Consider the following 23,017-nt stretch of genomic DNA (forward strand, 5'->3'; position numbering starts at 1 on the left):
TGTATTTTCAAACTTATTATTGGAAAAAGAAAAAGGGAACATTCATTATACAACTGAAAAAATATACGCAATGCGTAACGACAAAAAAGCCGCAATAATGATTGCGGCTCCTGTTACGGTTTTCTTTTATATGTCCACTGACGGTTATGATTCGCGTTATCTGGAAACTTTTCACCCGCAGTTAATTTCACCATTTGCGGATCTTTTACCATACTTCCTGTTTCACCAATTTCTACGTAAATACCATCGTTTGGCGCTTTTTGTCCAGAACGAAACCTGCGATTTTGTCCCATTTCCATTCTCCTTCCATGACGTCTTTTCCTCATTAGTATATCCATTTTAAAAGAAAGCTTTTCTGTCATGTTTAGGAAACAAGTACTACATTTCGTTCTTGTACATATACATGAATGACACAAGCTTAGGAAGGGATTTCTTTCCTATTTGTAGAAAAAAAGAAACCAACCTACTATAGGCTAGCTTCAAAGGAGAGTCAAACATATACGAGAAGATTACATGTTCATTATAAGCCTCATCATACGAACAATGTAACCCTTTTCACAATTTGTACATAATGAAAGAAACATTGTTTGAACTTTCTAAAAAGACGTTGACTTTTCTTAATTTCCAGCGAGAAATAGTAGACACCGCAGCACTTTGCGACGTAAGATGGATATATAGTGAACTTTCCATCTTTGGTGTTCTCACCCAGTTTAACCTCTTATTTCTGCATATTAAAAACGGAAATACAGATAGAAACAAAAAAATATTATAAGAGGTGAAATTATGAATAAACAGCATTTAATCGCATTAGACTTAGACGGCACTTTATTAACAGACAACAAAATAATTTCCACTCGAACAAAACATACAATTGCAAAAGCAAAGGAGCAAGGACATATTGTCGTTATTTCAACGGGACGTCCATTCCGTGCTAGTTTTGATTACTACAAAGAACTCAGTCTTAATACACCAATCGTAAACTTTAATGGTGCTTACGTACATCATCCTCTTGATTCAAAGTGGGGAACACATCACTCTCCTCTTGAGCTAGCAACAGCCCAAAAAATTGTCCGAGCTTGCTTTGATTTTGGTGTAAAAAATATATACGCTGAAGTAATGGACGATGTGTATGTTCGTGAAATTGATGAAGATAAAAAACATATTTTCGAATTCGGTTCTCCAAAGATTTTTACAGGAGACTTATTAAATATTTTAAACGATCATCCAACCTGCTTATTAATTGACGCACATGACGAGCATTCCAGTGCAATTCGTCAACATTTAACTGATATGCATGCTGAAGTAATCGACCATAGAAAATGGGGCGCACCTTGGCCGATTATTGAAATCGTGAAAAGCGGGTTAAATAAAGCTGTCGGATTACAAAAAATTTCTAGTCATTACAACATTCCACAAGAGCGAATTATCGCTTTCGGTGATGAAGATAACGACTTTGAAATGATTGAATTTGCTGGTCACGGCATCGCAATGGGTAATGCAATTCCTGAATTAAAATCACTCGCAAATCATACGACATTAACGAATGAAGAAGATGGTATTGCGCTATATTTAGAAGAGGTTCTTGGATTATAATCTAAAAATTCCCTGCTTATAGTTTCTCGCCAAACGCTCATACTATTATTAGACGCAAAAGTCAGCGCGTCGATTGTTTTCAGCTAAATAAAGGGGGTTTTTCGAATGGGTAAAAAGAACAAATCAAAACGTTTTATCCAACAAGGAGCCGATGCTGTTATGAAGCATGATGCAAGATTCCCGTACCGTGGTACATTAGCTGAGGCAGAAAAAGCGAGAAGTAACTCTTCTTTTGGAGGGGTTTAAATGGGGAACTTACTATTCCAACAAGCTAGAGATGCCGTTGCAAATGCCGTCACTTGTTCAAGCGGTACTGAGCAACAAGATCTCGTATATAGAGCAAAAAACGCTTTGCACTCTGCTTATGCAAACTCTTCAACAGCTGAAAAAGTTCAGCTACGTGAAATGCAGGAGCAGTTGCAAAATATTACGAATTTACATTAAAAAAGAGGACCATCTTTGGTCCTCTTTAATCTTTTCGAAACAAACCAAACACTCCGACCGTCTGTAATACGTTTGTAAATGCACCTGGGTCCACTTGCCTAATAACCCTTTCTAATTCATATAACTCATAACGCGTAATAACAATCATTAACATTTCCTTATTTTCATTTGTATAAGCGCCTGTTGCTGGTATAGTTGTAATGCCCCTCACTAAGCGTGAATGAATCGCCTTTCGTACATCTGTCCCATTCTTCGTAACAATTAGTGCTGTAATTTTCACATGACGCGTATGAATCGCATCAATAATTCGCGTTGACACATACAAAGTCACCAAAGTATATAATGCTTTTTCCCATCCATACACATAGCCAGCCGCAATAATGATAAGTGCATTAAAGAAGAAAAAATACGTACCGACAGGCTTATCTTTAATCTTTGATAAAATCATGGCGATAATATCTAAACCACCTGTAGAAGCCCCCCACTTCAACGCAATCCCTACCCCAATCGCTGAAATAATCCCACCAAAAATCGCATTTAATATAATATCGTTCGAAACCGCTCTAACCGGGATAATTTCTAGAAACAAAGTCATAAATATCACGCAAAGAAAACTAAAGAAAGTAAAGGCCTTTCCAACCTTTTTCCATGCTAAAATAACGACGGGAATATTAAACAAACTAAACAATACCCCCGTTGATATGTGAATAGATAAAAAGTCCCCTAATATTTGTGATAACAATTGAGACAATCCAGCAAAGCCACTCGCGTACACTTTCGCTGGCGTTAAAAATAAATTCATTCCAATCGCGTTTAACAAACCTGCGACAATTACAACGATTAACTTCTTTATAAGTTCGGTATAATTCAACTTCAAATCCATTTCTAATCCACCTTTATTATTCATGAATGCACTGCTATACATAGTCTTTACGAAAAAGGAAATGATAAACGTACAACGGTTAGAAATGGAGTTGATACATATGCCACATACGAGTGATAACGACAAAAAAGCACGCGATAATAATGCAAAGCGTACACAAAAAAATGAGCAAGAACAAAAAAATATTCAGCAAGGTAAGCGTGCCTATTCTAAAAAGACTGATCACCTTTGATCCCATCGTACATCAACAATATTGTTGATGTACTTTTTTTACATTTTACAGGGAAAAAACATTAAAAATTCACTTCATGTTCACTTCTATATTCTACAATAGCGATAACATATTCGGATGAGGTGTTGGCATGAGAGGGAAACACATTTTCATTATTACTGCACTAATAAGTATATTAATGCTAGCTGCTTGTGGACAAAAAAACAGCTCAGCTACAGTCGCTACAGCAACAGATTCAACCATTAAGAAGAGCGACTTCGAAAAACAGTTGAAAGATCGTTACGGAAAAGACATGCTATACGAAATGATGGCACAAGACGTTATCACGAAAAAATATAAAGTATCTGACGATGATGTAGATAAAGAAGTACAAAAAGCGAAAAATCAATATGGAGATCAATTCACAGCAGTACTCGAAAACAATCGTTTAAAAGATGAAGCTGATTTCAAAAATCAAATTAAGTTCAAACTTGCTATGAATGAAGCAATTAAGAAAAGTGTTACAGAAAAAGACGTGAAAGACCACTATAAACCAGAACTTAAAGCGAGTCATATTTTAGTAAGTGACGAAAATGAAGCGAAAGAAATAAAGAAAAAATTAGATGCTGGCGCTTCATTTGAAGAATTAGCAAAACAAGAATCGCAAGACCTACTATCAAAAGATAAAGGTGGAGACCTTGGATACTTCAATTCAGGCAGAATGGCGCCTGAATTTGAAACAGCTGCCTATAAACTAAAAGTCGGACAAATTAGCAATCCCGTTAAATCACCAAACGGTTATCATATTATTAAATTAACTGATAAAAAAGATTTACAACCTTACGATGAAGTGAAAGACTCCATCCGTAAAAACTTAGAAGCAGAACGTATTGCCGACCCTACATTCAGTCATAAGTTAATACAAAAGGAATTAAAAAAGGCAAATATTAAAATAAATGATAGTGACTTGGAAGATACGTTTACTCTTGCGCATGAGCAAGGGAATTAAAAAAGCACGATCTTATTTAATTAAATAAGATCGTGCTTTTTAATCTTTCATCAATATTTTCAACTTTGTCTTCACGCCTTTATAATTCATCTTCCACATAAAATGCTACATTTTGAAAACTGTTTTTAAATTTGTCTATATTATAGTCATCATCACTTGCAAACATTAAAATTGATGTATCAAAAAAACCAAACTCCATTACTGATCCTGGCAACGTTAAATTGTACTCATCTTTCCAATACTCTCTGTTTTCTAAAATAATTGGAGTGTCTGGAATATTTTCAAGGAGTTTTTCATTTCCTTTCTCCACAGCAATCACCACTCCAAATATAAGTAAAACTTTATACTCTTTCAAAAAGCTATAAAGATCTTCACCTGAAATATAAAATTTTTCTTGCTCAAATATGGTATCCATCACTTCTACTTCGCCTTTATATACATGCGGCACCATATCTGCAAATATCCAATCATACTTGCTCATGTCCTCAAATATAAATGAAAGCATTTCGTTTATATAACCTATATCTTCTGCTAAATAAAATCTCATAGTATCACCATTTCTTTTTTAATGGATACCACGCGCTATGTGGTTTTTTCTTTTTCCAATTCCAATAATGTTTATGAGGCACTACAGGATGTGCTTTAGGATTATCATGATCAGTATAATCTATATCTTTCCATGCTTTTCCTTTATGATCATAATACCGCTTTTGATATAGTTTTCCACCTTTAATATTATACGTTATACTATTTTTTCTTGCGCCTTTTGTCGGTAAACTTCTTTGATCAAATACTACCTTTCTCTTCGGCACCCCAATTTTCCCTTTATATTTCACTGTTTGCTTTACAGCACGCTTAGCCAATTGTTTACCAACAAAACGTCCTACATGCGGAGCAACTATTCTCGCCCCATGTATAGCTACTGGAATAAACCACGCTAAATGCCCATCCGGATCCGTCATCATAACCGGATTATTATCCGCATACGTGTATCCGTTCATCGTAATCGGATCATCCTCATCACCCGGATCAGGATCCACCGATAAGAACACACCATGCTCTGGTTGATAGTATCTTGCAATCAAGTAATACATACCAATCTCTTTATCATACATGTATCCCGCATATCCAAATGGATTATCTGCTGCGATACCTTTTGTGTCGCTCTTTAATACGTTACCCCACGAATCATATTCATACGTCGCTACAACTTCCTTGTCTTGATTCGTCATCGCAACGACATCACCACGAGGGTTGTAGTGGTAATATAACGTTTGTCCTTTTGACTTCATTGCTAGGCGCGTACCATTTGTAGCATATACATATTGGCGCAGTACAGTTCCACTTCCATCTGTTTCATACAATGGGTTAATACTATCTCCATCATAGAAATAACGTGTTACTTGACCATTTACACTCTTTTCAATACGACGATTATCTTCATCATACTTATACGTTGCAAATGCATTACTCTCACCTTGTTTTGTGATAGCTACAATTTGATCGTCTTCATTCCATGTATACTTGTACTTTCCATCAGATGTACGATTTCCATTCGCATCATACGTTAACGTTTCGTTTCCGAATTTTACAAGTTGATTTCCTTCATTGAATGTTGCCGCTATAGACTTTGTTTCTTTGCCATTTTCTACAACTTTCACACTCGTACGGTTTCCAAATCCATCATACGTGTAAGATTTACTTGTTCCGTTTGGTAATGCTTCGTTTAATAATTGGTTAATCGGGTCATATACAAAGTTTGTTTCTGTTACTTTTCCGCCCGCACCTTCATGCTTAATCTTTGTACGATTACCTGCTTGGTCATATTCATATCGTTCAGAAAGAAGAATACTGTTTGATGTACCTACTACTAAATCTTTAATTTTATTCGCATGGTCATAGTTAAACGTCGACCCTGAACCATTTCCAGCTGTATACGTACGAACATTTCCTTGATCATCATAATCAAATCGATACGTTTGAGAACCATCTGTCACACGAATGTTTTGATCTAACGTGTTGTAATCATACGATACTTTATTTGTATATCCACCTTGTGTTACCGTTTGTTCTTTTAATTTTTCTGTCTTACTGTTTGCTTTGTCGTGATATATCCAGTCAATTTTTCCGCCTCGGCTATCTGTTGCAGTTGTGACACGGTCAGCCTTATCGTATGTTTTCGTGCGTTCTACACCGTTGACATGGTCTGTTACTTTCGTAACTTGTCCATTTTGATCACGTTCAAATGTAAATGAATCTTTTCCGTTACGCTTTTCACCAACGACGCGATCTGCTGTATCATATACAGATTCTAAAATAGAGCCGTTTGGCATTGTTGTTTTAATCTTGTTTGCATTTTCATCGTACGTATTTTCAATACGACGGTTTAATGCATCGATATACACTGTATTTTTATTATCTACATCATATTCATATTTGTGTGTTTGCGTTTTCCCACCAAACATGACAGATTTCTCTGTTGTATTTCCATTATGATCATACAGATAATTTACAGAAGTACCATTTTTCAGGGTAACCTTTGTTAATAGATTATCTTTATTGTAATCATATAATTTTGTATTTCCTTTTTCATCTGTTTCGCTCTTTTTATTTCCTGACGCGTCGTATGTGAAGCTGTTCTTCTGTCCTTCTTCATCATACATCGCAACAACATTTCCGTCGTTGTCGTACTCGTTTTTAATAAGAGCGTTACCTTCTAGTAAACGAATATCATCAAACCAAACTTTTCCTTTGTTGTTCTTTCTAAAGAGAAGGTAGATTTCCATTCGTTTAATTGGTTTCGTTGCCGGAATGACAACCGCACTACGATTCCAATCATTTGTACCACTTGGGAATTTCGCTTGATAATTCATGCCACTACCGTCTTGATAATACACATCTGCCCATATAGAGTAATCTCGAGAAAGTTTATCTGGCGCATCATTTTCTACATTTTCAGACTTAGACATCCCTGTTAACGTGATTGGTTCTGCCTTTTTCTGATTTAAACTTACATGTTTACCATATCCTACATCTGAACCGCCATATTGGCTACGTTCTAATACAATAGACGAATCTCCTGTAAAGCTTTGCTCACGGGAAGTATCTTTTGCATCACAACTTGATCCATTGCCTCGAATCCACCCTGGAATACAACCATTCTCCATCATATTCTCTACACTGCTATTCTCAATTGGATTAAAGCTAGAAGAAACGAGTAGATCTCCATCATAATTAAAGGTAAGGGTCTTGTTATCTGGACCGATTACTCTTGCTGCTTTTTTATTATTACCATCATATTGTACGACTAATTCTTTACTTTCGATAAACGGAATTCACCATCATACTCATACGTCGTCGTGTTTCCATATTTATCTTTTGTATACTCAATACGCCCCTGTGCATCCCCAGATTTATAGAAAGTAACAGTTTGATCTTTATCTTTTATTTCATACCCGCCTGATACTTGCTTAATTTCCAAATATACACCGGTAGGGGCTTGGTACGTATTATCTCCTGTTCTAGTAAATGTGATGTTCGCTCCGTCAGCAGAAATTAATAGTAAGTTTCCATTTCCATCGGTCCAAATTCTTTCCTCTAAGCCACTAGACCAACCCGTACCAAATAAACCTACCTTTTTACTTTGGCTATTGTACGTTCTTTCTACTGATACGTCCGGTCCGCGCCCTGATAATGTAATGTCTTTCTCACTCATGATAAAGTTACCATTTGTAGCATTCACTTTACCATTTAATACCGGAACTGATGCCCAGTAATCAAACATCCCCATAAATCCAAAGTCTTGAGAGAATTTAGGTACAAATTCATGAGAAATTTCACTTTCAGCATGCCCCGCTGTACTATACGCTGTTACGCGGAACCAATAGTTTTGCGCACCTGCATAGATTCCACCAGAATTCTTATACACAGGTGATGGATCTACCGCTAATTCTGTTCCTTTTTTATCATGATGAAGTAAATATTGACCTTTTGCGATTTCATCTTTCGTTGGCCAAATTTTTTCATTTTGCGTTGTCCAATTCGTTTTATTTCCTACGTCAAAAGCCTCATAATCTTTTCCGTTATAAATCCAAACTTTATAACCTGATGCCGCCGTGACTGCATCTCACTTTAATGTGACATACCCTGTTTCCTTATCGACCGCATTAATGTAAGCTGAACCATCTGGCTTTTTCACTTGCTCTAATGGAATAAATGGAACGACTCCATCCGAAAGCGGACTTTCACCAAATGGATACTCTGCCACAATACGAATCCAGTAGCTACTTCTGCCACTGTAATCTCCGTACGGACCGCCTGCCTGATAAGCATTTTTATATATTTGTCCTGGGTTCGTAGGTGCTTCTGTTCCTTTTCCATCATCATGTATCCAGTAACGACCTTGTGCAATCTCTTCTGGCGTCGGGAATAGCTTTTTATCTTTCGTTGTCCAGCTTGTCACATTACCAACTGAAATATATTCATAGTCATATCCGTTAAAAATAGCGATTTTATACTCTGTTGCTCCTGGAACTGGATCCCATTGTACATTAAAGTGACCTGAACCACTTCCGCTCCCATTCGAGTAAGCTTGTACTCTCGGTGTATTCGGCTTTGCGTAAGAATACTTTACTTCTAAATATGGTGCATTTGCTCCGTTTTCAGCTGCAATGAATTTCTTCCAATGGCTTTGCCCGTTTCCGTTTGCATGTAGCTTAAAACCGTTGTTTGGTCTCGCGCCCTCTACCCATGCTTTCACCGTATTCGTTACATTGAACTGAGCCCATTTTCCGCGTCCCACATCAGTTTGTGCAATGTTGTTAGAACCTGGCTTGTTATTCCAGTTCACACCGCCAACATTCCAGCCCCCTGTTACTTCATCTAACCAAACACCATTCGGTTGATTTCCATAATAATGCCAAACGGCATAGGCATGGAATGTTGCACTTTCAATCTTGGCACCTTTTAAATTTGAAACATTTGGTTTAACAAATGCAAAGTTTGTTCCAGATGATCCGTCATAATACCCAACTTTTAACGTGTAAGCATTTTGACCTGAATCCCAAAGCTTTCCTCCTGAATAATTGACAGTTGGATAGGCACTTGCAGCGTATGCATTTTCAAAGTTACCTAGTTCAACAGAAGGATCAACATATACTGGATATTTTCGCTCTGGCGCTTGTAACCACTGCGGATCTGCGGTAACAGTTAATGTATATGTTTTTTCATCTTTCTTCTCAATATTGTAACGAACCGCATCTGTCGTTACAGCCTCACCTGCTTGTTGATCCACATTTGAATCGTTCATATACGGTTTCGGTAATGTGAAGACTTTTTCTTTTTTCTCATTTTGGAAGTCGATTGAACCATCTTCCTGTATAGTTGGTGTTAAATCTGTTTCTAATGCAAATGTAAAAATATGATGTCCTGTATATTCACGTAATACAAAATCTTCTTTTACATTTTCATTAAACGTCGTACTCTTTAAATCAATATTTGGGAAAATCCCTTTATACCATACTGTATTATTTTCATGTGTTGCAGTGACCGGTGACGGCTTCACTTCACCTTTTTCACCATTTGCACTCATTAATTTGTACTGAATCGTATGATCTTTCACTTTAAATTGAACATACTTTCCATCTTGCGCTGACTTTTCAAATTCTGGTTCTAATTTTGTGTTTTCCGTCACAATTTTTTCATTTGGTGCTTCTACTAATTTTGTTGAAACCTCTTCTAACTTTCCATCTTTCTCAACATGAATCGGTTCTGTATATACCTTTTTCGTATACGTACCATCATTATTGTCGAAAACTTTTTCTGTTTCCGTTCTTTCTTCTATAATCTCAATCGGATTCTTCTGTACTCTAGTCTTATCCTTCTTTAACTGATCTGGATGTGGATCTGGTAACTCCTTCTCTTCTTTCTTTTCCACTTCCGGACTCTGTTCTGAATTTGGAGATGGTGTAAACGGTGGTGCTGTTTCCGCCAATCCATTCAGTGGTATAGAAGTAACAATTAATGCAACTACCATCAGTTGTATTAAGTACCTATACCATCGTTTTTTTACTTTTTTCTTCCCCATATATTCACCCCTTCAAAAAATAATCCCCTAACATTTTAAATATTAACAATAATAGTTCGAATATTCAATTAATTTGTCATATCTTGCAGAAAATAGAAAAACAAAAAGACCTATTCCCTAACCAACTAGAGAAAATAGGTCTTTTCCATTTATCTTTATTTCTTAAAGTACGTCCAACCTTCTTCTTGGTAAATCTTTTCTTCTTTCATCAACTTACCAAGCGCACGCTTAAACGCAGCTTTACTCATGTTGAAACGTTCTTTAATATCTTCTGGGTGGCTCTTATCCCAAAACGGCATTGCTCCGCCTCGTTCTTCCATATATGCATAAATTACAGTAGCATCATCTTCCATTCCTTCTTCTTTACGAGGAAGAAGTGAAATGTTAATTGTACCGTCATCTTTCACGTCAATAATACGGCCCGTTACACGTTCACCGATGCGGACTTGTTCTTTTCTTTCAGTATGGTGTAAGAAAGCACGGAAATGCTCATCAGTTAGTATGAATGAACCAACTTGAAGTGAACGATACACACGTCCATTTACGTTTTTATTACGCATAGATGGCGTCGCATCTACGATAATTTCTTGCATATCACTGTCTCTTGCCGGAAGAGCGATAAGGCGATCACGATTCGTTAATTTTAACGTACAATATAATTCGTCTCCAACCTCTGGCCATACTGGCATATAAATCGGGAACTCATCAGCTGGGATTAGTATATCTTTTGATACACCAATATTAACAAACACACCTAAACTAGGAATAACTTCTACAACCTTTACCCAGTTCCAATCAAAAGTTGTAATAAGCGGCTCCTTCATTGTTGCTGAAATACGATTTTGGTGATCAAGGTATAAGAATACATCAATCGTATCGCCTTCTGCAATTTCTCCAACTAATTCGTTTTTATGTAAGAAGATTTCTTCTTCTTCATTCCCAACCATATAGCCGATTTCCGTTTCGCGTAAAACAGTTACCTGTTCAATCGATCCTAATTGTAAATACATATTTTTTAATTCCCTTCTATATATATAAAATTAACTTTTTTATATTTTTTATCATTCCAAACAAAAGTTAATTATAACACGATTTTTCCTTTATTTGTCCAACTGCCCAAAATTCACTATAATAAAATGAGGTTACATAAATATAAGTATGAAAACACTTAAGTCTAGGCTCGTTTTCAGCTATACTTTAGTATGTACAGTACATAAAAAGATTAGAAATTTATTTGGAGGTGCTAACTATGGCAAAAGATAGTTCTTTTGACATCGTTTCGAAAGTAGAATTACCTGAAGTAACAAACGCAATTAACATCGCATTAAAAGAAATCCAAAACCGATATGACTTTAAAGGAAGTAAAAGTGATATTAAATTAGAAAAAGAAGTACTTGTTTTAACTTCTGATGATGAGTTCAAATTAGACCAAGTAAAAGACGTTCTAATTTCTAAACTTGTAAAACGTAACGTTCCAATTAAAAACTTGGATTACGGAAAAGTTGAAGCTGCGACTGGTAACACTGTTCGCCAACGCGCAACACTTCAACAAGGTATCGATAAAGATAACGCGAAAAAAATTAACAACATCATTAAAGAAATGAAATTAAAAGTAAAAACACAAGTACAAGATGACCAAGTACGTGTTACAGCGAAAAGCCGTGATGACTTACAAGCAGTTATCGCAGCAGTTCGCAGTGCTGACTTACCGATTGACGTACAATTTATTAACTACCGCTAAAAAGAAAAACATCCTCTATGTAGAGGGTGTTTTTCTTTTTAGCGTGTAGAGAAAATATTACAAAGTCTAAGATTACGAGCAATCGGATAGTTAGAATAAGTATTTAATTATTATGCATAAATGAAGAAAGTCCTTTTAATAATCGGCGCAAAACCTCCCTCCCTACTCAAATGTAACAAATTATGAGTATAAGAATATTTTCCACCCTTTCATGTAATGTAAAATTAGTAAGGAATTTATTTTATGAAAAAATGTTAATTAAACAAGAGTTAGAAGTGGTTATTTGAAGAAATTAATACTATGTTTTTTATTAACTACATTCTGTCTATATATTGCAGGGTGTTCTAATAATATAACTACACCCGAGGATACACCTAAAACTTCAACACCTGCGAAGTGTAAATACATCAACAAAGCTTGGTATAAGAAACCTATAAAATGTAATAATTGATGATATAAGTTATAAAAAAGACACCGTAAGGTGCCTTTTTTTATAGAAATTAATAAGATATTCATCAGAAATTATGAATCATTTTTTATTTTGTTTTTCAAAATATTTTTCTTTAACCATTTTTATTAGATTTTCTTTTTCTGTTAGTTCAAAGATAAATAATGCTTTTTTCATGTTGTCAGCCACATCTTCTTCATTATATTGTTCTAACTTTAGCAAGTTCCAAGATTTCCCATAATATAATTCACCTAATAAATATAAAGTATTTAGATTAATAGCTAATTTAATCCCCATATCATTGTATTTTATTGCCTCTTCATGTTGATTTGCAAGACCTAAAATTTTCGCCAAATTAAAAATGATTTTTAATTTAATCTCTTTATCTCTAGGAAAATCTAACTTATTAAAATTAGTTAAACACCTTCTTAATATAGTAATACTCTTTTCATACTCTTTATTTGCCCAATGAAATATAGCCATCGACTGCATAATATCTATTTCTCTTTCTGATAAAAAATCAACATTCGTTACAGTTAGTTTTAGTGCACTATTTAAAAGATTTAAAGCAGTTTTTATTGATTTATTTACATGAAATATAGCAATGGCTTCATGCCATATTAGAAATTGTTTATCTTCTTTTAACTGGAAATTATTTTCGTTTTTCTCTTGTTTCACTATTTCGTAAAGTTCATTATATTGTTTTTGCTTTGTACAATCTCTCATTACATATTTTACATTTTCTACATATTTTAGTTTTTTATTTTGCGTTAGTGCGAAAATATTATTTGGATCAATACCAAGTCTTTCAGATAACTGATATAACAATATACTAGATGGATAAATCATACCTTTTTCTATTTTGCTAATTTGACTTTGCGAACATATTCCATGACACAATTCAGATTGTGATATATTCTTTTTCATTCTAAGTTCTTTAATGGTAATACCCAAATCGTAAAATTCCATTTTTCCTCCTCAAATATAGCCCTCAATGAGTAACAGAATATTTTTCACCCTTTAATGTAATGTAAAATTAGTATATTTGCAATTATTGTTTTTTCTATCGGTCTTTTCACTTCCTTGCTCAGCTGCATTTTGAGGCGAGAGTCTTACTTCACAGAAAAACAGACTAGGGAGAAAGTTTTCTCCTTAGCCTGTCCCACCGAGATTTCGCATTTATTAAGAGCAACACCATATTGCTTTATCAAATGATTTTTTAGGTATGTATACTTTATCATTTTCGATTTTGTATTTTATATCGTTTCTCTTCAGAACTGCCGTATCAACAGAATGAACACTATCGCCCCACCGAACAAATTCCCCATCATCACGCTTTTCCCAAAAATAAAAACTTACGAATACGATAAAAACACATAAGCATAGAGCGAACCACTTCTTTTTCCGCAAATACCTCACCACCTTAAACTGAAGAACTACTAAAAAAAACGCTACTCATTTCCGTCTCTTTTTAACCGCAATTAAAAAAGCAATAAACAATACGTTCACACCGACGATTAAAGAGATAAATAGCCAATTCACACTTGTTTCCCCGTTAACTTTATATACATTTGATTCCTCACGCTTTAAAACAAGATAAAACTTTCCGTTTTCTTCTCTTATAATTTCATCTTCTAACAATCCTCGTAACTCTTGTTTTTCGCCAATTGCACTTACAGGTAAAGCAACTTTTTGTGTTTCTTTCGTATTATTAATCGCTACTAATGTTACTTCATCTTTATACTTTCGTTTCAGTACACTCATTCCATCTTTATCGTATAAAAGCTCAAACGTTCCATGGCGTAAAGATGGTCTCGCTTGTCTAAGCTCACCGAGTTTCGTTATGTGCTGCACAAATTTTTCATCTGATTTGAAATCCATTAATCGTCTATTATCCGGGGTATCCCCTCCATCTAATGCAATTTCAGTCCCGTAATAAAAATTCGGAATACCTGGTGATGTTAATAAATATGTAAGGGCTAGTTTCAAACGAGATGGTGGATAATTCATATTCTCTTTTGCAATACGGGCAAACCTTTTTGTATCTTGATTATCTAAAAATGTAACGAATTCCCCTTCTTTTTTACTCACATCATATAAAGATTTCACCGATACATCCGCTTTGGAAAACGATTCTACTATTTTTTCATTGTATTCACTATCTTCTTTTGTCATAATACGAAAATCTTTCTTTATCACTTGCATATCTTTTTGCACGTCATCCCAGAAAGAACGCGACTTTTTTTCACTATGTATCACATAACTTCCATCTAAATCGACTTCTTTGATCCACCATTTCATCACGTCGATAACTTGTTGTTCGTTTTCTCCAAGCGGAAATTGTAATATAACTTTCATCCCTTTTGCATGCGCTTCTTGTACAAGTTCTTTCACATCATTTTCTGTTCCGAAATGTTCATTTACCTTTTGAAAATTTTGCACATCTAACCCATCGTACTTTCCACTTTCAAAAAACGGTGAAAGCATAACAGTGGTAAAACCCATTTCTTTTATGTAATCCAGTCTTTTTATAATCCCTCTTATATCTCCACCCTGATATCCTTCTAAATTGCCAACTTCTAACTGTTTGTCATTTTTCGGTTCTCCATTATTGAAGCGATCAATCATAATGAAATATACGACTTCGTCTCGCCACTCTCTTTTTTCATCTGCAAACGTATGTATTGGCACAAACAAAACGACAGCTAAACAAAAACAAATAAATAGTTTCCTAGTCCGTATTTTCCTCACACGCATCCCCCATGTTTTTTAATTGTAAGAATATTATACCAATTTTTAGAACGAATCACATACGTTGATTTCATTCCCTCAAAATATTTCGTGTTAGATTTTCTAACATGAAATATAAAGTTTTCTGAATTTTTAGTTGATTTTTCATTTCATTTCGAATATGATATGAAACATAACAAATGGATGTTATTTTTTCTAACATCATAGGAGGAGAGAGAATGAATACAGGAGATACGGTTTTTATGTTTGTAACGACAGTAATGGTCATGTTAATGACACCAGGATTGGCACTTTTTTATGGGGGCATGGTTCGCAGTAAAAACGTACTCAGTACGACAATGCATAGTTATAGTGCAATGGCTATCGTTTCGATTCAGTGGATTGTGATCGGCTATTCTTTATCATTCGGACCAGATTGGCACGGACTTATCGGTACACTCGATTGGTTCGGTTTAAACGGAGTTACCTACGCACCAAATCCAGACTACTCATCTACTATTCCTCACAATTTATTTATGATGTTCCAACTCATGTTCGCCATTTTAACTCCCGCTTTAATTTCAGGTGCATTCGCCGAAAGAATGCGATTTTCTGCTTTCCTTATTTTCATCCTTCTATGGACAACAATCGTTTACAATCCTGTCGCTCATTGGGTATGGGGCGTTGGCGGATGGCTAAGAGAACTCGGCGCGTTAGACTTCGCTGGCGGTAACGTCGTTCATATTACATCTGGGGTCGCCGGCCTTGTATTAGCTATTTTCCTTGGAAAACGAAAAAACATAAACGGTACTTCTCCTCACCATTTACCATTCACAATGTTAGGCGCAGGCTTACTATGGTTCGGCTGGTTCGGTTTTAACGCCGGAAGTGCATTATCTTTAAACGACGTAGCTTTAACTGCATTTATTAATACAAATATAGCCGCTGCTGCCTCTGCATTAACTTGGATGCTTTCAGAATGGTTCTTCCAATCAAAACCGACTGCGATGGGAGCTGCTTGTGGTGTAGTTTCCGGTCTAGTCGCTATTACACCAGCTTGCGGGTTCGTTACACCTTTCTCCGCCCTTCTTATCGGAGCAATTGGCGGCGTATTATGTTTCGGTGCTGTCTTCTTCTTAAAAACGAAATTTGGGTACGACGATACACTTGATGCATTCGGATGTCACGGCATCGGAGGAACTTGGGGCGGTATTGCAACAGGACTCTTTGCAACTACTACTGTAAATGCTGATGGCGCTAACGGATTATTTTACGGAAACGCTGCTTTACTATTTAAACAACTGGTAGCAATCGGCGCAACATATGCATTCACGATCATCATGACATACGCCATTATTAAAGCGATCAACTACTTCCTCCCTGTTCGGGTAGATGAACACGAAGAACATATGGGACTTGATATTTCGATGCACGGAGAGAAGGCTTATGAGTATACTGAGCGAGTGAATTAAAAAAGAGATGCAATCTATTAGTAGTAGATTGCATCTCTTTTTATTGTAGTTATTGGCGTTACATACCCCACTTGGTATTCTGGCAGATATATCAGCGATTATTCGGATATATCGACGTTTCGACACGACATATCGATTTACCAACAAATTTCGACATAACGAATCTAAAGAATACCCCGGTATAACTTACGAATCACCATACTTACTTTTATTCAAGCTTAATATAATAAGAAACGCAATTGCTATTACAGCCAAAAAACGAACCGGATTAAACGGCGTCCCTACCGTTTCATTAAAACGATGATAAATAAACGGGATCATCTCAAGCACCATTAGCCCCATCGCTATTTTAAACGTCTCAGCCATCGCTTTATTTTTTATAAACGTAGCACGCTCATCGCCTTGTTTCCCAATTGCAATAAACATTTTTATAATCGCAAACACTACAAATAAAAAGACACTTAACGCAATAATAAAAATCAAAACATCCATCAAAATACACCTCGCATATGTAAAACTTATTTGACAAGAGTATAACATCTTTTACCACTCATATAAAACATCTTTTACACACAAAAAAAAAGACGACCGTTTAACAGTCGTCTTTTCCTACTTATTTCGGAGCATTTCCTACATATTGCGTAATATCAACATTTAAAGCTTGCGCTAAACGCATTCCGTAATCGTGATCTGCACGGAAGAAGTTACAAATAGCTAGTAATTTCGTGCGCTCATTTACGTCTTTTAAGTCATTTGTTAAGTTTGCAATTAAGTTGTCTTGCTCTTCTTTAGAGAATGAACGGTAACGCTCACCTGCTTGTTTGAAATCATTTGGTTTGTCAATTTTTTCACGAGATACATAGCCTTCTACTTTCATAGTTGAATCGCGGTAAGTTGAGTCTTCAACTGGATTTTCAGCATGACGACTCGGTTCATAGTTGATTGTAGATGGGTTTTGATTCATTTGCATCGCACCATCACGTTGTTGGTTATGAACAGCTGCGTACGGGCAGTTTACAGGAATTTGTAAGTAATTTGCACCAAGACGATAACGCTGTGTATCTGGGTAAGAGAATAAACGACCTTGTAATAATTTATCTTCAGATGGTTCAATACCATTTACAGTTGCACTTGGAGAGAACGCCACTTGTTCTACTTCAGCGAAGAAGTTTTTCGGGTTACGATTTAACGTCATCGTCCCTACTTCAATTAACGGGAAGCGATCTTCTGGCCATACTTTCGTTGGGTCTAGTGGATCAAAGTCTAAAGAATCCGTTTCATCTAGTTGCATCACTTGCACGTGTAAATCCCACTTCGGATAATTTCCTTTTTCGATTGCATCGAACAAGTCACGAGTTGCATGGTTGAAGTCTTTTCCTTGTACTTCTTGCACCTCTTTTGCACTTAAGTTACGTACACTTTGCTGTGGTTTCCAGTGATATTTAATGTAGACGATTTTACCTTCTGCATTAATCCATTTAAATGAATGGACACCGAAACCTTCCATTTCACGATAGCTTGCTGGTGTACCGTAATCAGAAAATACCCACGTCATCATATGTGTAGATTCCGGACTTAACGTCATGAAATCCCAGTAACGATCTGGTGTTTGAACATTTGTATCAGGTGCTGGTTTTAAAGAATGCACCATATCAGGGAATTTAATTGCATCACGAATGAAGAAGACTGGTAAGTGGTTACCTACGATATCGTAATTTCCTTCTTCTGTATAAAATTTAACAGCGAACCCACGTGGATCACGAGCTGTTTCCGGAGAACCTTGACCATGAATAACCGTTGAGAAACGAACAAATACAGGCGTTTCAGTTCCTTCATTTTGTAAAAATGCTGCTTTCGTATATTGCTTCATGCTGTTTTTCGTTACGAACACACCGTGAGCACCTGCACCACGTGCATGCACAACACGCTCTGGAATACGTTCACGATCAAAGTGCGCAAGTTTTTCTACTAAATGATAGTCTTCTAATAATACCGGTCCACGGCGACCAGCTGTACGAGAATTTTGGTTGTCTCCAACTGGAGCACCTTGGTTTGTTGTTAAGCGATTATTTGGATTCATCTAGGGGGATCCTCCTCTTTCTTTCATGGTAATTATTATTTATTTAAAATTATTATAAACTAATTATTATTCAAAACTAAATTCTTGTCAACTATTTCCTTCATTTTTTTGGAAACAATTTCAGCTAAGCAATCGATAAATACAGATTGTGAATTTGGCATATTTGGTCTAAAATATGCCACGTTTAATTCATCAGTTACAACTTTACATTCGTAATCATTGTCATATAAAACTTCTAAATGCTCTGCTACAAACCCAACCGGACAGTATACGAAAGATTCATAACCATGCTTTTCAAATAAATCTCTCGTTAAATCTTGCACATCCGGACCAATCCATGGGTCAGGCGTATTTCCAGCACTTTGCCAACCCGTTGTATAGTTTCGAATATCGGCAGCCTTCGCAATTAAATCTGCCGTATGCTGCAATTGCTCCACATAAGGGTCCCCTGCTGCAATAATTTTCTCTGGCAAACTATGTGCTGAAAAAATTACGACTGCTTTCTCTTTATCTTCAATCTTTGTAAATGTTTCTTTTAGTTGCTCTGCCCAATACGAAATAAACTTCGGTTCATCGTACCATTGTTCAATCGGTTCAATAACAGGACCACCGATTTCTTTTGAAAGACGAATAGCACGATCATTATACGCTTTAATGCTAAATGTAGAATAGTGCGGTGCTAATACGATACTAATCGCTTGCTCAATTCCATCGCGCTTCATCTCTTCTACTGCATCTTCTATAAATGGAGCAATATGTTTTAAGCCTAAGTAACAAGTAAATTCATACTCTGTAAATATATTATTCATAGAATCTGTTAATTTATGCGTTTGCTCTTTCGTAATTTTTGCAAGTGGTGAAATTCCGCCAATCGCTTTATAGCGTCTGATTAAGTCTTGGAGTGCTTCTTCTGAAGGTTTATGCCCGTGGCGAATATGTGTATAGTACGCTTCTACATCATCTAATGATTCTGGCGTTCCATACGCCATTACGAGTAAACCTATTTTTTTCTTTGTCATCTATATAACACCTCAATTTTATAAATGAGAATCTTTTTCAAGAACATTTGTTTCAAATTATAACAACTAATAATAAGTACGTCAAAATAATTATTCTAAATAAGTATTATTTCTAATATGATTTTGAATTTTATATGACAATTTATTTAATAGAAAAGCGACTTACTTTTATGCAAGTCGCTTTTCTTCTATTCTTTAATATTTACCCCATACTCTTTAAACCAAACATGAATTTGCGCTAAATGAGCTAAAAGCTGCGGACCAGTCATTAATTGACCGAACCAAGGGGATTGAAATGCACTGCCACCTGACTCAATTAATCCACTCAGCTGTTCTTTATCAAATAGTTCGTGCAAAATTGAGCCTTTATCTGTTAATAAATCTTGTAGCCATACTGTTACCGCTTTTGTATAATGCGGATTATGGGTTTTCGGATACGGGCTCTTCTTTCTATATAAGATGTCATTTGGAAGTAATCCTTCTAACACCTTACGCAATAGACCTTTTTCGCGGTTTTTATACATTTTCATTTCCCAAGGAATATTCCACGCATATTCGACAAGTCGGTGATCCGCAAATGGAACACGTACTTCTAAGCTTGCCCCCATACTCATACGGTCTTTTCTGTCTAATAATGTTGTCATAAACCATACCATGTTCAAGTAAAATAGTTGTCGTCTCTTTGCTTCAATTGGGCTTTCTCCCTCTAAAACAGGAACTTCTTGAATGGATTCTTCATAACGCTGCTGTACATATTGTTGTAAGTTTAATTTATTTCTCCATTCTTTCTTTAGCAGTTGTTCACGCGCTTCTGTAGAGCGCATCCACGGAAATGCACTCGATTGTAAATCATCTTCTCTATAAAACCACGGATAACCACCAAATATTTCGTCTGCACATTCCCCAGATAAACCGACGACAAAATCTTGTTTAATTTCGCGGCAAAACCATAATAATGAGGAATCGATATCTGCCATACCAGGCAAATCACGAACGAGTACCGCTTCTGTTAAATACTGTGCTAATTGTTCATTTGAAATGACGCAGCGATGATGGTTTGTTTGAAACGTCTCAGTCATCAAATGAATAAATGGCGCATCTGAATTCGGCTGAAACGCATTCGCTTTAAAGTATTTTTCATTATCTTCATAATCAACAGAGTATGTGTGTAATTGCCCTTTTCCTGACCTTGCGTATTCTTTCGCAGCAATCGCTGTAATGGCGCTCGAATCTACACCACCTGATAGAAAAGTACATAGTGGTACATCAGAAACGAGCTGCCTTGTAATCGCATCTTGTAATAAAAAGCGTGTTTTCTCTACTGTTTCTTCAAAGGAGTCTTCATGTTTTTTGCTTTCTACATTCCAATATCTCCATATACATAAACCGTTCTTTGAAAATGTCATCGCATGCCCTGGACGTAATTCTTTTATACCAGCATAAATGCCATGACCAGGTGTTCTAGACGGTCCAAGACCGAATATTTCGGATAACCCTTCTAACGTTACTTCTGCCTTCACATCTGGATGCGCTAATATCGCTTTTAACTCTGAACCAAATAGTAATCGCCCACTATCATATTTATAAAATAGCGGTTTTACACCTAGTCGATCTCGTGCAATAAATACTTGTTCCTTCTGTTCATCCCATACAGCAAACGCATATATACCGTTTAAATGATCGACACATTCTTCTTTCCATTCAATATACGACGCTAATAGCACCTCTGTATCAGAATGACCTTTGAACGTATATCCTCTTCTTAATAATTCCTTTCGAATATCTTCTGTATTATACAATTCACCGTTATAGCAAATTGCATAATTCGTTTCATCTTTTAAACAAGTCATCGGTTGTTTACCACCCTCAGGATCAACAACGATTAACCGTTTATGCCCAAATGCGACATTGCCTTTAATCCAAACTTTATTATCATCCGGGCCACGCTTTGCTAGCGTCTCAGCCATCTTCGTAACGACGTCCCGTTCTCCTTCTAATGAGCGTTTATAATCCACCCATCCTGTAATCCCGCACATACGAATCATCCTTCCATCTTATTTCTTTTCCTAAACGAGCAGTAATCCACACCTTAGAGGTGCGGATCAAAAAAATGAAAAACTTGAAGATAACGTACTATCCGCATACGGAATAGCATTTTCACTCAGTAAAACGTGTGTTATTGTATGCCCACCTATGTCTAGGTGTGTCTAGTTATAAAGAATGCCCGAACTGTCTATAACAGAAATAACTACTTTTTATAAAGGAGAAATCATATATGATACAACGTAACCATATTTTATATAACCAGCCACGCGCTCATACAGTCGGTAATGTAGAATATATAAACAATGAATGGGTATTCTTTGATGATGAAAATGATGAAGCTTTTTTATTAGAAGATATTGCCGAAGATGGATTTGAGATTTTATATAACAACAACTGGCTACCAGCTCGTTTCTATGAACAAGATGTACTACAAATCGCCAACGAACAGCACCATTTGCAAAACGGAGAAATGATACGAATTCGAAAAAAATTACTTCTTAGCTATACGGAATGGCTTGAGGAATTACCTGACTCTGTCTTTACATTATTAACCGAATCATTGCAATCCCTTCATTACTCTTTATATGATTGCATGTATTGTCATAATTATTTATCTTTCCTACCGAAAGAGGAAGCATGCGAAGGAGTAAATATTCTTTTATTTGATAACGAAGAGATGATTTGTACATTGCAGCACCATTTTGTTCGTCACGCTACGTCAAATAAAAACATGTTTCGTTTTACGAAAGTAAACGGAGAAGAGTTGCATATCGATGCAACATAAAGTAAAAAAAACCACCTTATCTCCCAAGTCTTTGAGATTATAAGGTGGTTTTATTTTTTATTAGAATACTTGCCAGCCAATCGGTAATTTCAGTCCAAGGTAAAATACTGCTACTAATGCAACAATAAATAGTCCCCAAACTGCCCCTGTTGCTTTGTTCTTGCTCATTTTTACAAGAACCATTTCCATTCCACCGATAACTAAAATACCAGCTACCATTTTTAAACCATACCACATGTGCATGTTACTTGTTGCAGTCTTCATAATACCCATGTACAACATGAAACCTGTCACAATAATGATAATGTACATAAGACGAAGCCCCATATGTACACCTTTACCTTTTCTTCCTGCTGAATAAAGTGAATACGCAACGAAGAATAAAATTAAACCTAACGCCCATGCTGTAATATGCATATGTACCATCGTATCCCCTACCTCCTCTTTTCACACTTTTTCACTCTATATGATA

20 protein-coding genes and 1 pseudogene are annotated in these 23,017 nt (G+C 36.0%); 8 read left to right on the forward strand and 13 right to left on the reverse strand.

All coding sequences use genetic code 11. The features are described 5' to 3' along the window. Nucleotides 1-113 precede the first annotated feature (113 nt). The gene (locus QCI46_RS21745) at nucleotides 114-293 is read right to left on the reverse strand and encodes a YjzC family protein (RefSeq protein WP_000531420.1); all 180 of its coding nucleotides are present in this window, start codon (nucleotides 291-293) and stop codon (nucleotides 114-116) included. A 490-nt stretch (nucleotides 294-783) separates the two neighbouring features. On the opposite strand from QCI46_RS21745, the gene QCI46_RS21750 reads away from it, so the two are divergent. From QCI46_RS21750 to QCI46_RS21760, 3 genes are all read left to right on the forward strand, one after another. Beyond that, nucleotides 784-1,593, forward strand: a complete 810-nt coding sequence (locus QCI46_RS21750; RefSeq protein ID WP_353841357.1) for a Cof-type HAD-IIB family hydrolase — start codon at nucleotides 784-786, stop codon at nucleotides 1,591-1,593. 105 nt (nucleotides 1,594-1,698) lie between these two features. Next, a complete protein-coding gene (locus QCI46_RS21755) occupies nucleotides 1,699-1,839 on the forward strand; it encodes a hypothetical protein (RefSeq protein ID WP_000516816.1) in 141 nt (46 codons plus the stop codon). Beyond that, a complete protein-coding gene (locus tag QCI46_RS21760; protein WP_046957006.1) occupies nucleotides 1,840-2,037 on the forward strand; it encodes a DUF3813 domain-containing protein in 198 nt (65 codons plus the stop codon). It abuts the gene before it with no gap. Nucleotides 2,038-2,062: 25 nt separating this feature from the next. On the opposite strand, the gene QCI46_RS21765 is transcribed toward QCI46_RS21760, so the two are convergent. Then, complete coding sequence (locus QCI46_RS21765) at nucleotides 2,063-2,920, reverse strand: YitT family protein (RefSeq protein WP_060489317.1); 858 nt, start codon at nucleotides 2,918-2,920, stop codon at nucleotides 2,063-2,065. Nucleotides 2,921-3,020: 100 nt separating this feature from the next. Here QCI46_RS21765 and QCI46_RS21770 point away from each other — a divergent pair, with 100 nt between their 5' ends. Further along, nucleotides 3,021-3,152, forward strand: coding sequence for a DUF3941 domain-containing protein (locus QCI46_RS21770; protein WP_001120851.1), 132 nt, complete (start codon nucleotides 3,021-3,023; stop codon nucleotides 3,150-3,152). A 130-nt stretch (nucleotides 3,153-3,282) separates the two neighbouring features. Continuing rightward, nucleotides 3,283-4,140, forward strand: coding sequence for a peptidylprolyl isomerase PrsA (gene prsA / locus QCI46_RS21775; protein WP_353841358.1), 858 nt, complete (start codon nucleotides 3,283-3,285; stop codon nucleotides 4,138-4,140). A 79-nt stretch (nucleotides 4,141-4,219) separates the two neighbouring features. Here prsA and QCI46_RS21780 read toward each other — a convergent pair whose 3' ends face one another. The 3 genes and pseudogenes from QCI46_RS21780 to QCI46_RS21790 all read right to left on the reverse strand — a co-directional run bounded on the left by QCI46_RS21780 (nucleotide 4,220) and on the right by QCI46_RS21790 (nucleotide 11,235). After that, the gene (locus tag QCI46_RS21780; RefSeq protein ID WP_353841359.1) at nucleotides 4,220-4,687 is read right to left on the reverse strand and encodes a hypothetical protein; all 468 of its coding nucleotides are present in this window, start codon (nucleotides 4,685-4,687) and stop codon (nucleotides 4,220-4,222) included. A 385-nt stretch (nucleotides 4,688-5,072) separates the two neighbouring features. Beyond that, nucleotides 5,073-10,225 (reverse strand): annotated as a pseudogene (locus QCI46_RS21785) (DNRLRE domain-containing protein); the annotation flags it as partial. Between the two features lie 155 nt (nucleotides 10,226-10,380). Then, a complete protein-coding gene (locus QCI46_RS21790) occupies nucleotides 10,381-11,235 on the reverse strand; it encodes a CvfB family protein (protein ID WP_064056836.1) in 855 nt (284 codons plus the stop codon). A gap of 239 nt (nucleotides 11,236-11,474) precedes the next feature. Here QCI46_RS21790 and QCI46_RS21795 point away from each other — a divergent pair, with 239 nt between their 5' ends. After that, on the forward strand, nucleotides 11,475-11,966 hold the full coding sequence (locus tag QCI46_RS21795; protein WP_001040146.1) for a YajQ family cyclic di-GMP-binding protein: 492 nt from the start codon (nucleotides 11,475-11,477) through the stop codon (nucleotides 11,964-11,966). 529 nt (nucleotides 11,967-12,495) lie between these two features. Here the strand turns inward: QCI46_RS21795 and QCI46_RS21800 are convergent. The 3 genes from QCI46_RS21800 to QCI46_RS21810 all read right to left on the reverse strand — a co-directional run bounded on the left by QCI46_RS21800 (nucleotide 12,496) and on the right by QCI46_RS21810 (nucleotide 15,171). After that, nucleotides 12,496-13,383 carry a helix-turn-helix domain-containing protein gene (locus QCI46_RS21800; protein WP_353841360.1) on the reverse strand — a complete coding sequence of 296 codons (888 nt, stop codon included), beginning with the start codon at nucleotides 13,381-13,383 and terminating at the stop codon, nucleotides 12,496-12,498. A gap of 213 nt (nucleotides 13,384-13,596) precedes the next feature. Continuing rightward, nucleotides 13,597-13,824: a hypothetical protein gene (locus QCI46_RS21805; protein WP_098115493.1), complete on the reverse strand. Its 228-nt coding sequence runs from the start codon at nucleotides 13,822-13,824 to the stop codon at nucleotides 13,597-13,599. A 45-nt stretch (nucleotides 13,825-13,869) separates the two neighbouring features. Continuing rightward, nucleotides 13,870-15,171 carry an alpha-amylase family glycosyl hydrolase gene (locus QCI46_RS21810; protein ID WP_353841361.1) on the reverse strand — a complete coding sequence of 434 codons (1,302 nt, stop codon included), beginning with the start codon at nucleotides 15,169-15,171 and terminating at the stop codon, nucleotides 13,870-13,872. 212 nt (nucleotides 15,172-15,383) lie between these two features. Here QCI46_RS21810 and QCI46_RS21815 point away from each other — a divergent pair, with 212 nt between their 5' ends. Beyond that, a complete protein-coding gene (locus QCI46_RS21815) occupies nucleotides 15,384-16,616 on the forward strand; it encodes an ammonium transporter (protein ID WP_353841362.1) in 1,233 nt (410 codons plus the stop codon). Nucleotides 16,617-16,802: 186 nt separating this feature from the next. Here QCI46_RS21815 and QCI46_RS21820 read toward each other — a convergent pair whose 3' ends face one another. From QCI46_RS21820 to asnB, 4 genes are all read right to left on the reverse strand, one after another. Continuing rightward, nucleotides 16,803-17,108 carry a hypothetical protein gene (locus QCI46_RS21820; RefSeq protein WP_000382767.1) on the reverse strand — a complete coding sequence of 102 codons (306 nt, stop codon included), beginning with the start codon at nucleotides 17,106-17,108 and terminating at the stop codon, nucleotides 16,803-16,805. Nucleotides 17,109-17,229: 121 nt separating this feature from the next. Continuing rightward, the gene (gene katB / locus QCI46_RS21825; RefSeq protein ID WP_353841363.1) at nucleotides 17,230-18,696 is read right to left on the reverse strand and encodes a catalase KatB; all 1,467 of its coding nucleotides are present in this window, start codon (nucleotides 18,694-18,696) and stop codon (nucleotides 17,230-17,232) included. Between the two features lie 59 nt (nucleotides 18,697-18,755). Further along, complete coding sequence (gene hemH / locus QCI46_RS21830) at nucleotides 18,756-19,715, reverse strand: ferrochelatase (RefSeq protein ID WP_046957001.1); 960 nt, start codon at nucleotides 19,713-19,715, stop codon at nucleotides 18,756-18,758. A gap of 188 nt (nucleotides 19,716-19,903) precedes the next feature. Next, a complete protein-coding gene (gene asnB / locus QCI46_RS21835) occupies nucleotides 19,904-21,751 on the reverse strand; it encodes an asparagine synthase (glutamine-hydrolyzing) (protein ID WP_353841364.1) in 1,848 nt (615 codons plus the stop codon). A 239-nt stretch (nucleotides 21,752-21,990) separates the two neighbouring features. Here asnB and QCI46_RS21840 point away from each other — a divergent pair, with 239 nt between their 5' ends. Then, complete coding sequence (locus tag QCI46_RS21840; protein ID WP_048559584.1) at nucleotides 21,991-22,545, forward strand: DUF2777 domain-containing protein; 555 nt, start codon at nucleotides 21,991-21,993, stop codon at nucleotides 22,543-22,545. A gap of 60 nt (nucleotides 22,546-22,605) precedes the next feature. Here QCI46_RS21840 and QCI46_RS21845 read toward each other — a convergent pair whose 3' ends face one another. Beyond that, a complete protein-coding gene (locus tag QCI46_RS21845; protein ID WP_000233492.1) occupies nucleotides 22,606-22,971 on the reverse strand; it encodes a YisL family protein in 366 nt (121 codons plus the stop codon). Nucleotides 22,972-23,017 lie beyond the last annotated feature (46 nt).

The organism is Bacillus cereus group sp. RP32 (genome assembly GCF_040459735.1).
Classification (GTDB): Bacteria; Bacillota; Bacilli; order Bacillales; family Bacillaceae_G; genus Bacillus_A; species Bacillus_A wiedmannii.

Excerpts from the sequence above, each read along its gene's own strand:
- QCI46_RS21745 (WP_000531420.1), bottom strand. The coding sequence starts at position 293 with ATGGGACAAAATCGCAGGTTTCGTTCTGGACAAAAAGCGCCAAACGAT.
- QCI46_RS21750 (WP_353841357.1), top strand. The coding sequence starts at position 784 with ATGAATAAACAGCATTTAATCGCATTAGACTTAGACGGCACTTTATTA.
- QCI46_RS21755 (WP_000516816.1), top strand. The coding sequence starts at position 1,699 with ATGGGTAAAAAGAACAAATCAAAACGTTTTATCCAACAAGGAGCCGAT.
- QCI46_RS21760 (WP_046957006.1), top strand. The coding sequence starts at position 1,840 with ATGGGGAACTTACTATTCCAACAAGCTAGAGATGCCGTTGCAAATGCC.
- QCI46_RS21765 (WP_060489317.1), bottom strand. The coding sequence starts at position 2,920 with ATGGATTTGAAGTTGAATTATACCGAACTTATAAAGAAGTTAATCGTT.
- QCI46_RS21770 (WP_001120851.1), top strand. The coding sequence starts at position 3,021 with ATGCCACATACGAGTGATAACGACAAAAAAGCACGCGATAATAATGCA.
- prsA (WP_353841358.1), top strand. The coding sequence starts at position 3,283 with ATGAGAGGGAAACACATTTTCATTATTACTGCACTAATAAGTATATTA.
- QCI46_RS21780 (WP_353841359.1), bottom strand. The coding sequence starts at position 4,687 with ATGAGATTTTATTTAGCAGAAGATATAGGTTATATAAACGAAATGCTT.
- QCI46_RS21790 (WP_064056836.1), bottom strand. The coding sequence starts at position 11,235 with ATGTATTTACAATTAGGATCGATTGAACAGGTAACTGTTTTACGCGAA.
- QCI46_RS21795 (WP_001040146.1), top strand. The coding sequence starts at position 11,475 with ATGGCAAAAGATAGTTCTTTTGACATCGTTTCGAAAGTAGAATTACCT.
- QCI46_RS21800 (WP_353841360.1), bottom strand. The coding sequence starts at position 13,383 with ATGGAATTTTACGATTTGGGTATTACCATTAAAGAACTTAGAATGAAA.
- QCI46_RS21810 (WP_353841361.1), bottom strand. The coding sequence starts at position 15,171 with ATGCGTGTGAGGAAAATACGGACTAGGAAACTATTTATTTGTTTTTGT.
- QCI46_RS21815 (WP_353841362.1), top strand. The coding sequence starts at position 15,384 with ATGAATACAGGAGATACGGTTTTTATGTTTGTAACGACAGTAATGGTC.
- QCI46_RS21820 (WP_000382767.1), bottom strand. The coding sequence starts at position 17,108 with ATGGATGTTTTGATTTTTATTATTGCGTTAAGTGTCTTTTTATTTGTA.
- katB (WP_353841363.1), bottom strand. The coding sequence starts at position 18,696 with ATGAATCCAAATAATCGCTTAACAACAAACCAAGGTGCTCCAGTTGGA.
- hemH (WP_046957001.1), bottom strand. The coding sequence starts at position 19,715 with ATGACAAAGAAAAAAATAGGTTTACTCGTAATGGCGTATGGAACGCCA.
- asnB (WP_353841364.1), bottom strand. The coding sequence starts at position 21,751 with ATGTGCGGGATTACAGGATGGGTGGATTATAAACGCTCATTAGAAGGA.
- QCI46_RS21840 (WP_048559584.1), top strand. The coding sequence starts at position 21,991 with ATGATACAACGTAACCATATTTTATATAACCAGCCACGCGCTCATACA.
- QCI46_RS21845 (WP_000233492.1), bottom strand. The coding sequence starts at position 22,971 with ATGGTACATATGCATATTACAGCATGGGCGTTAGGTTTAATTTTATTC.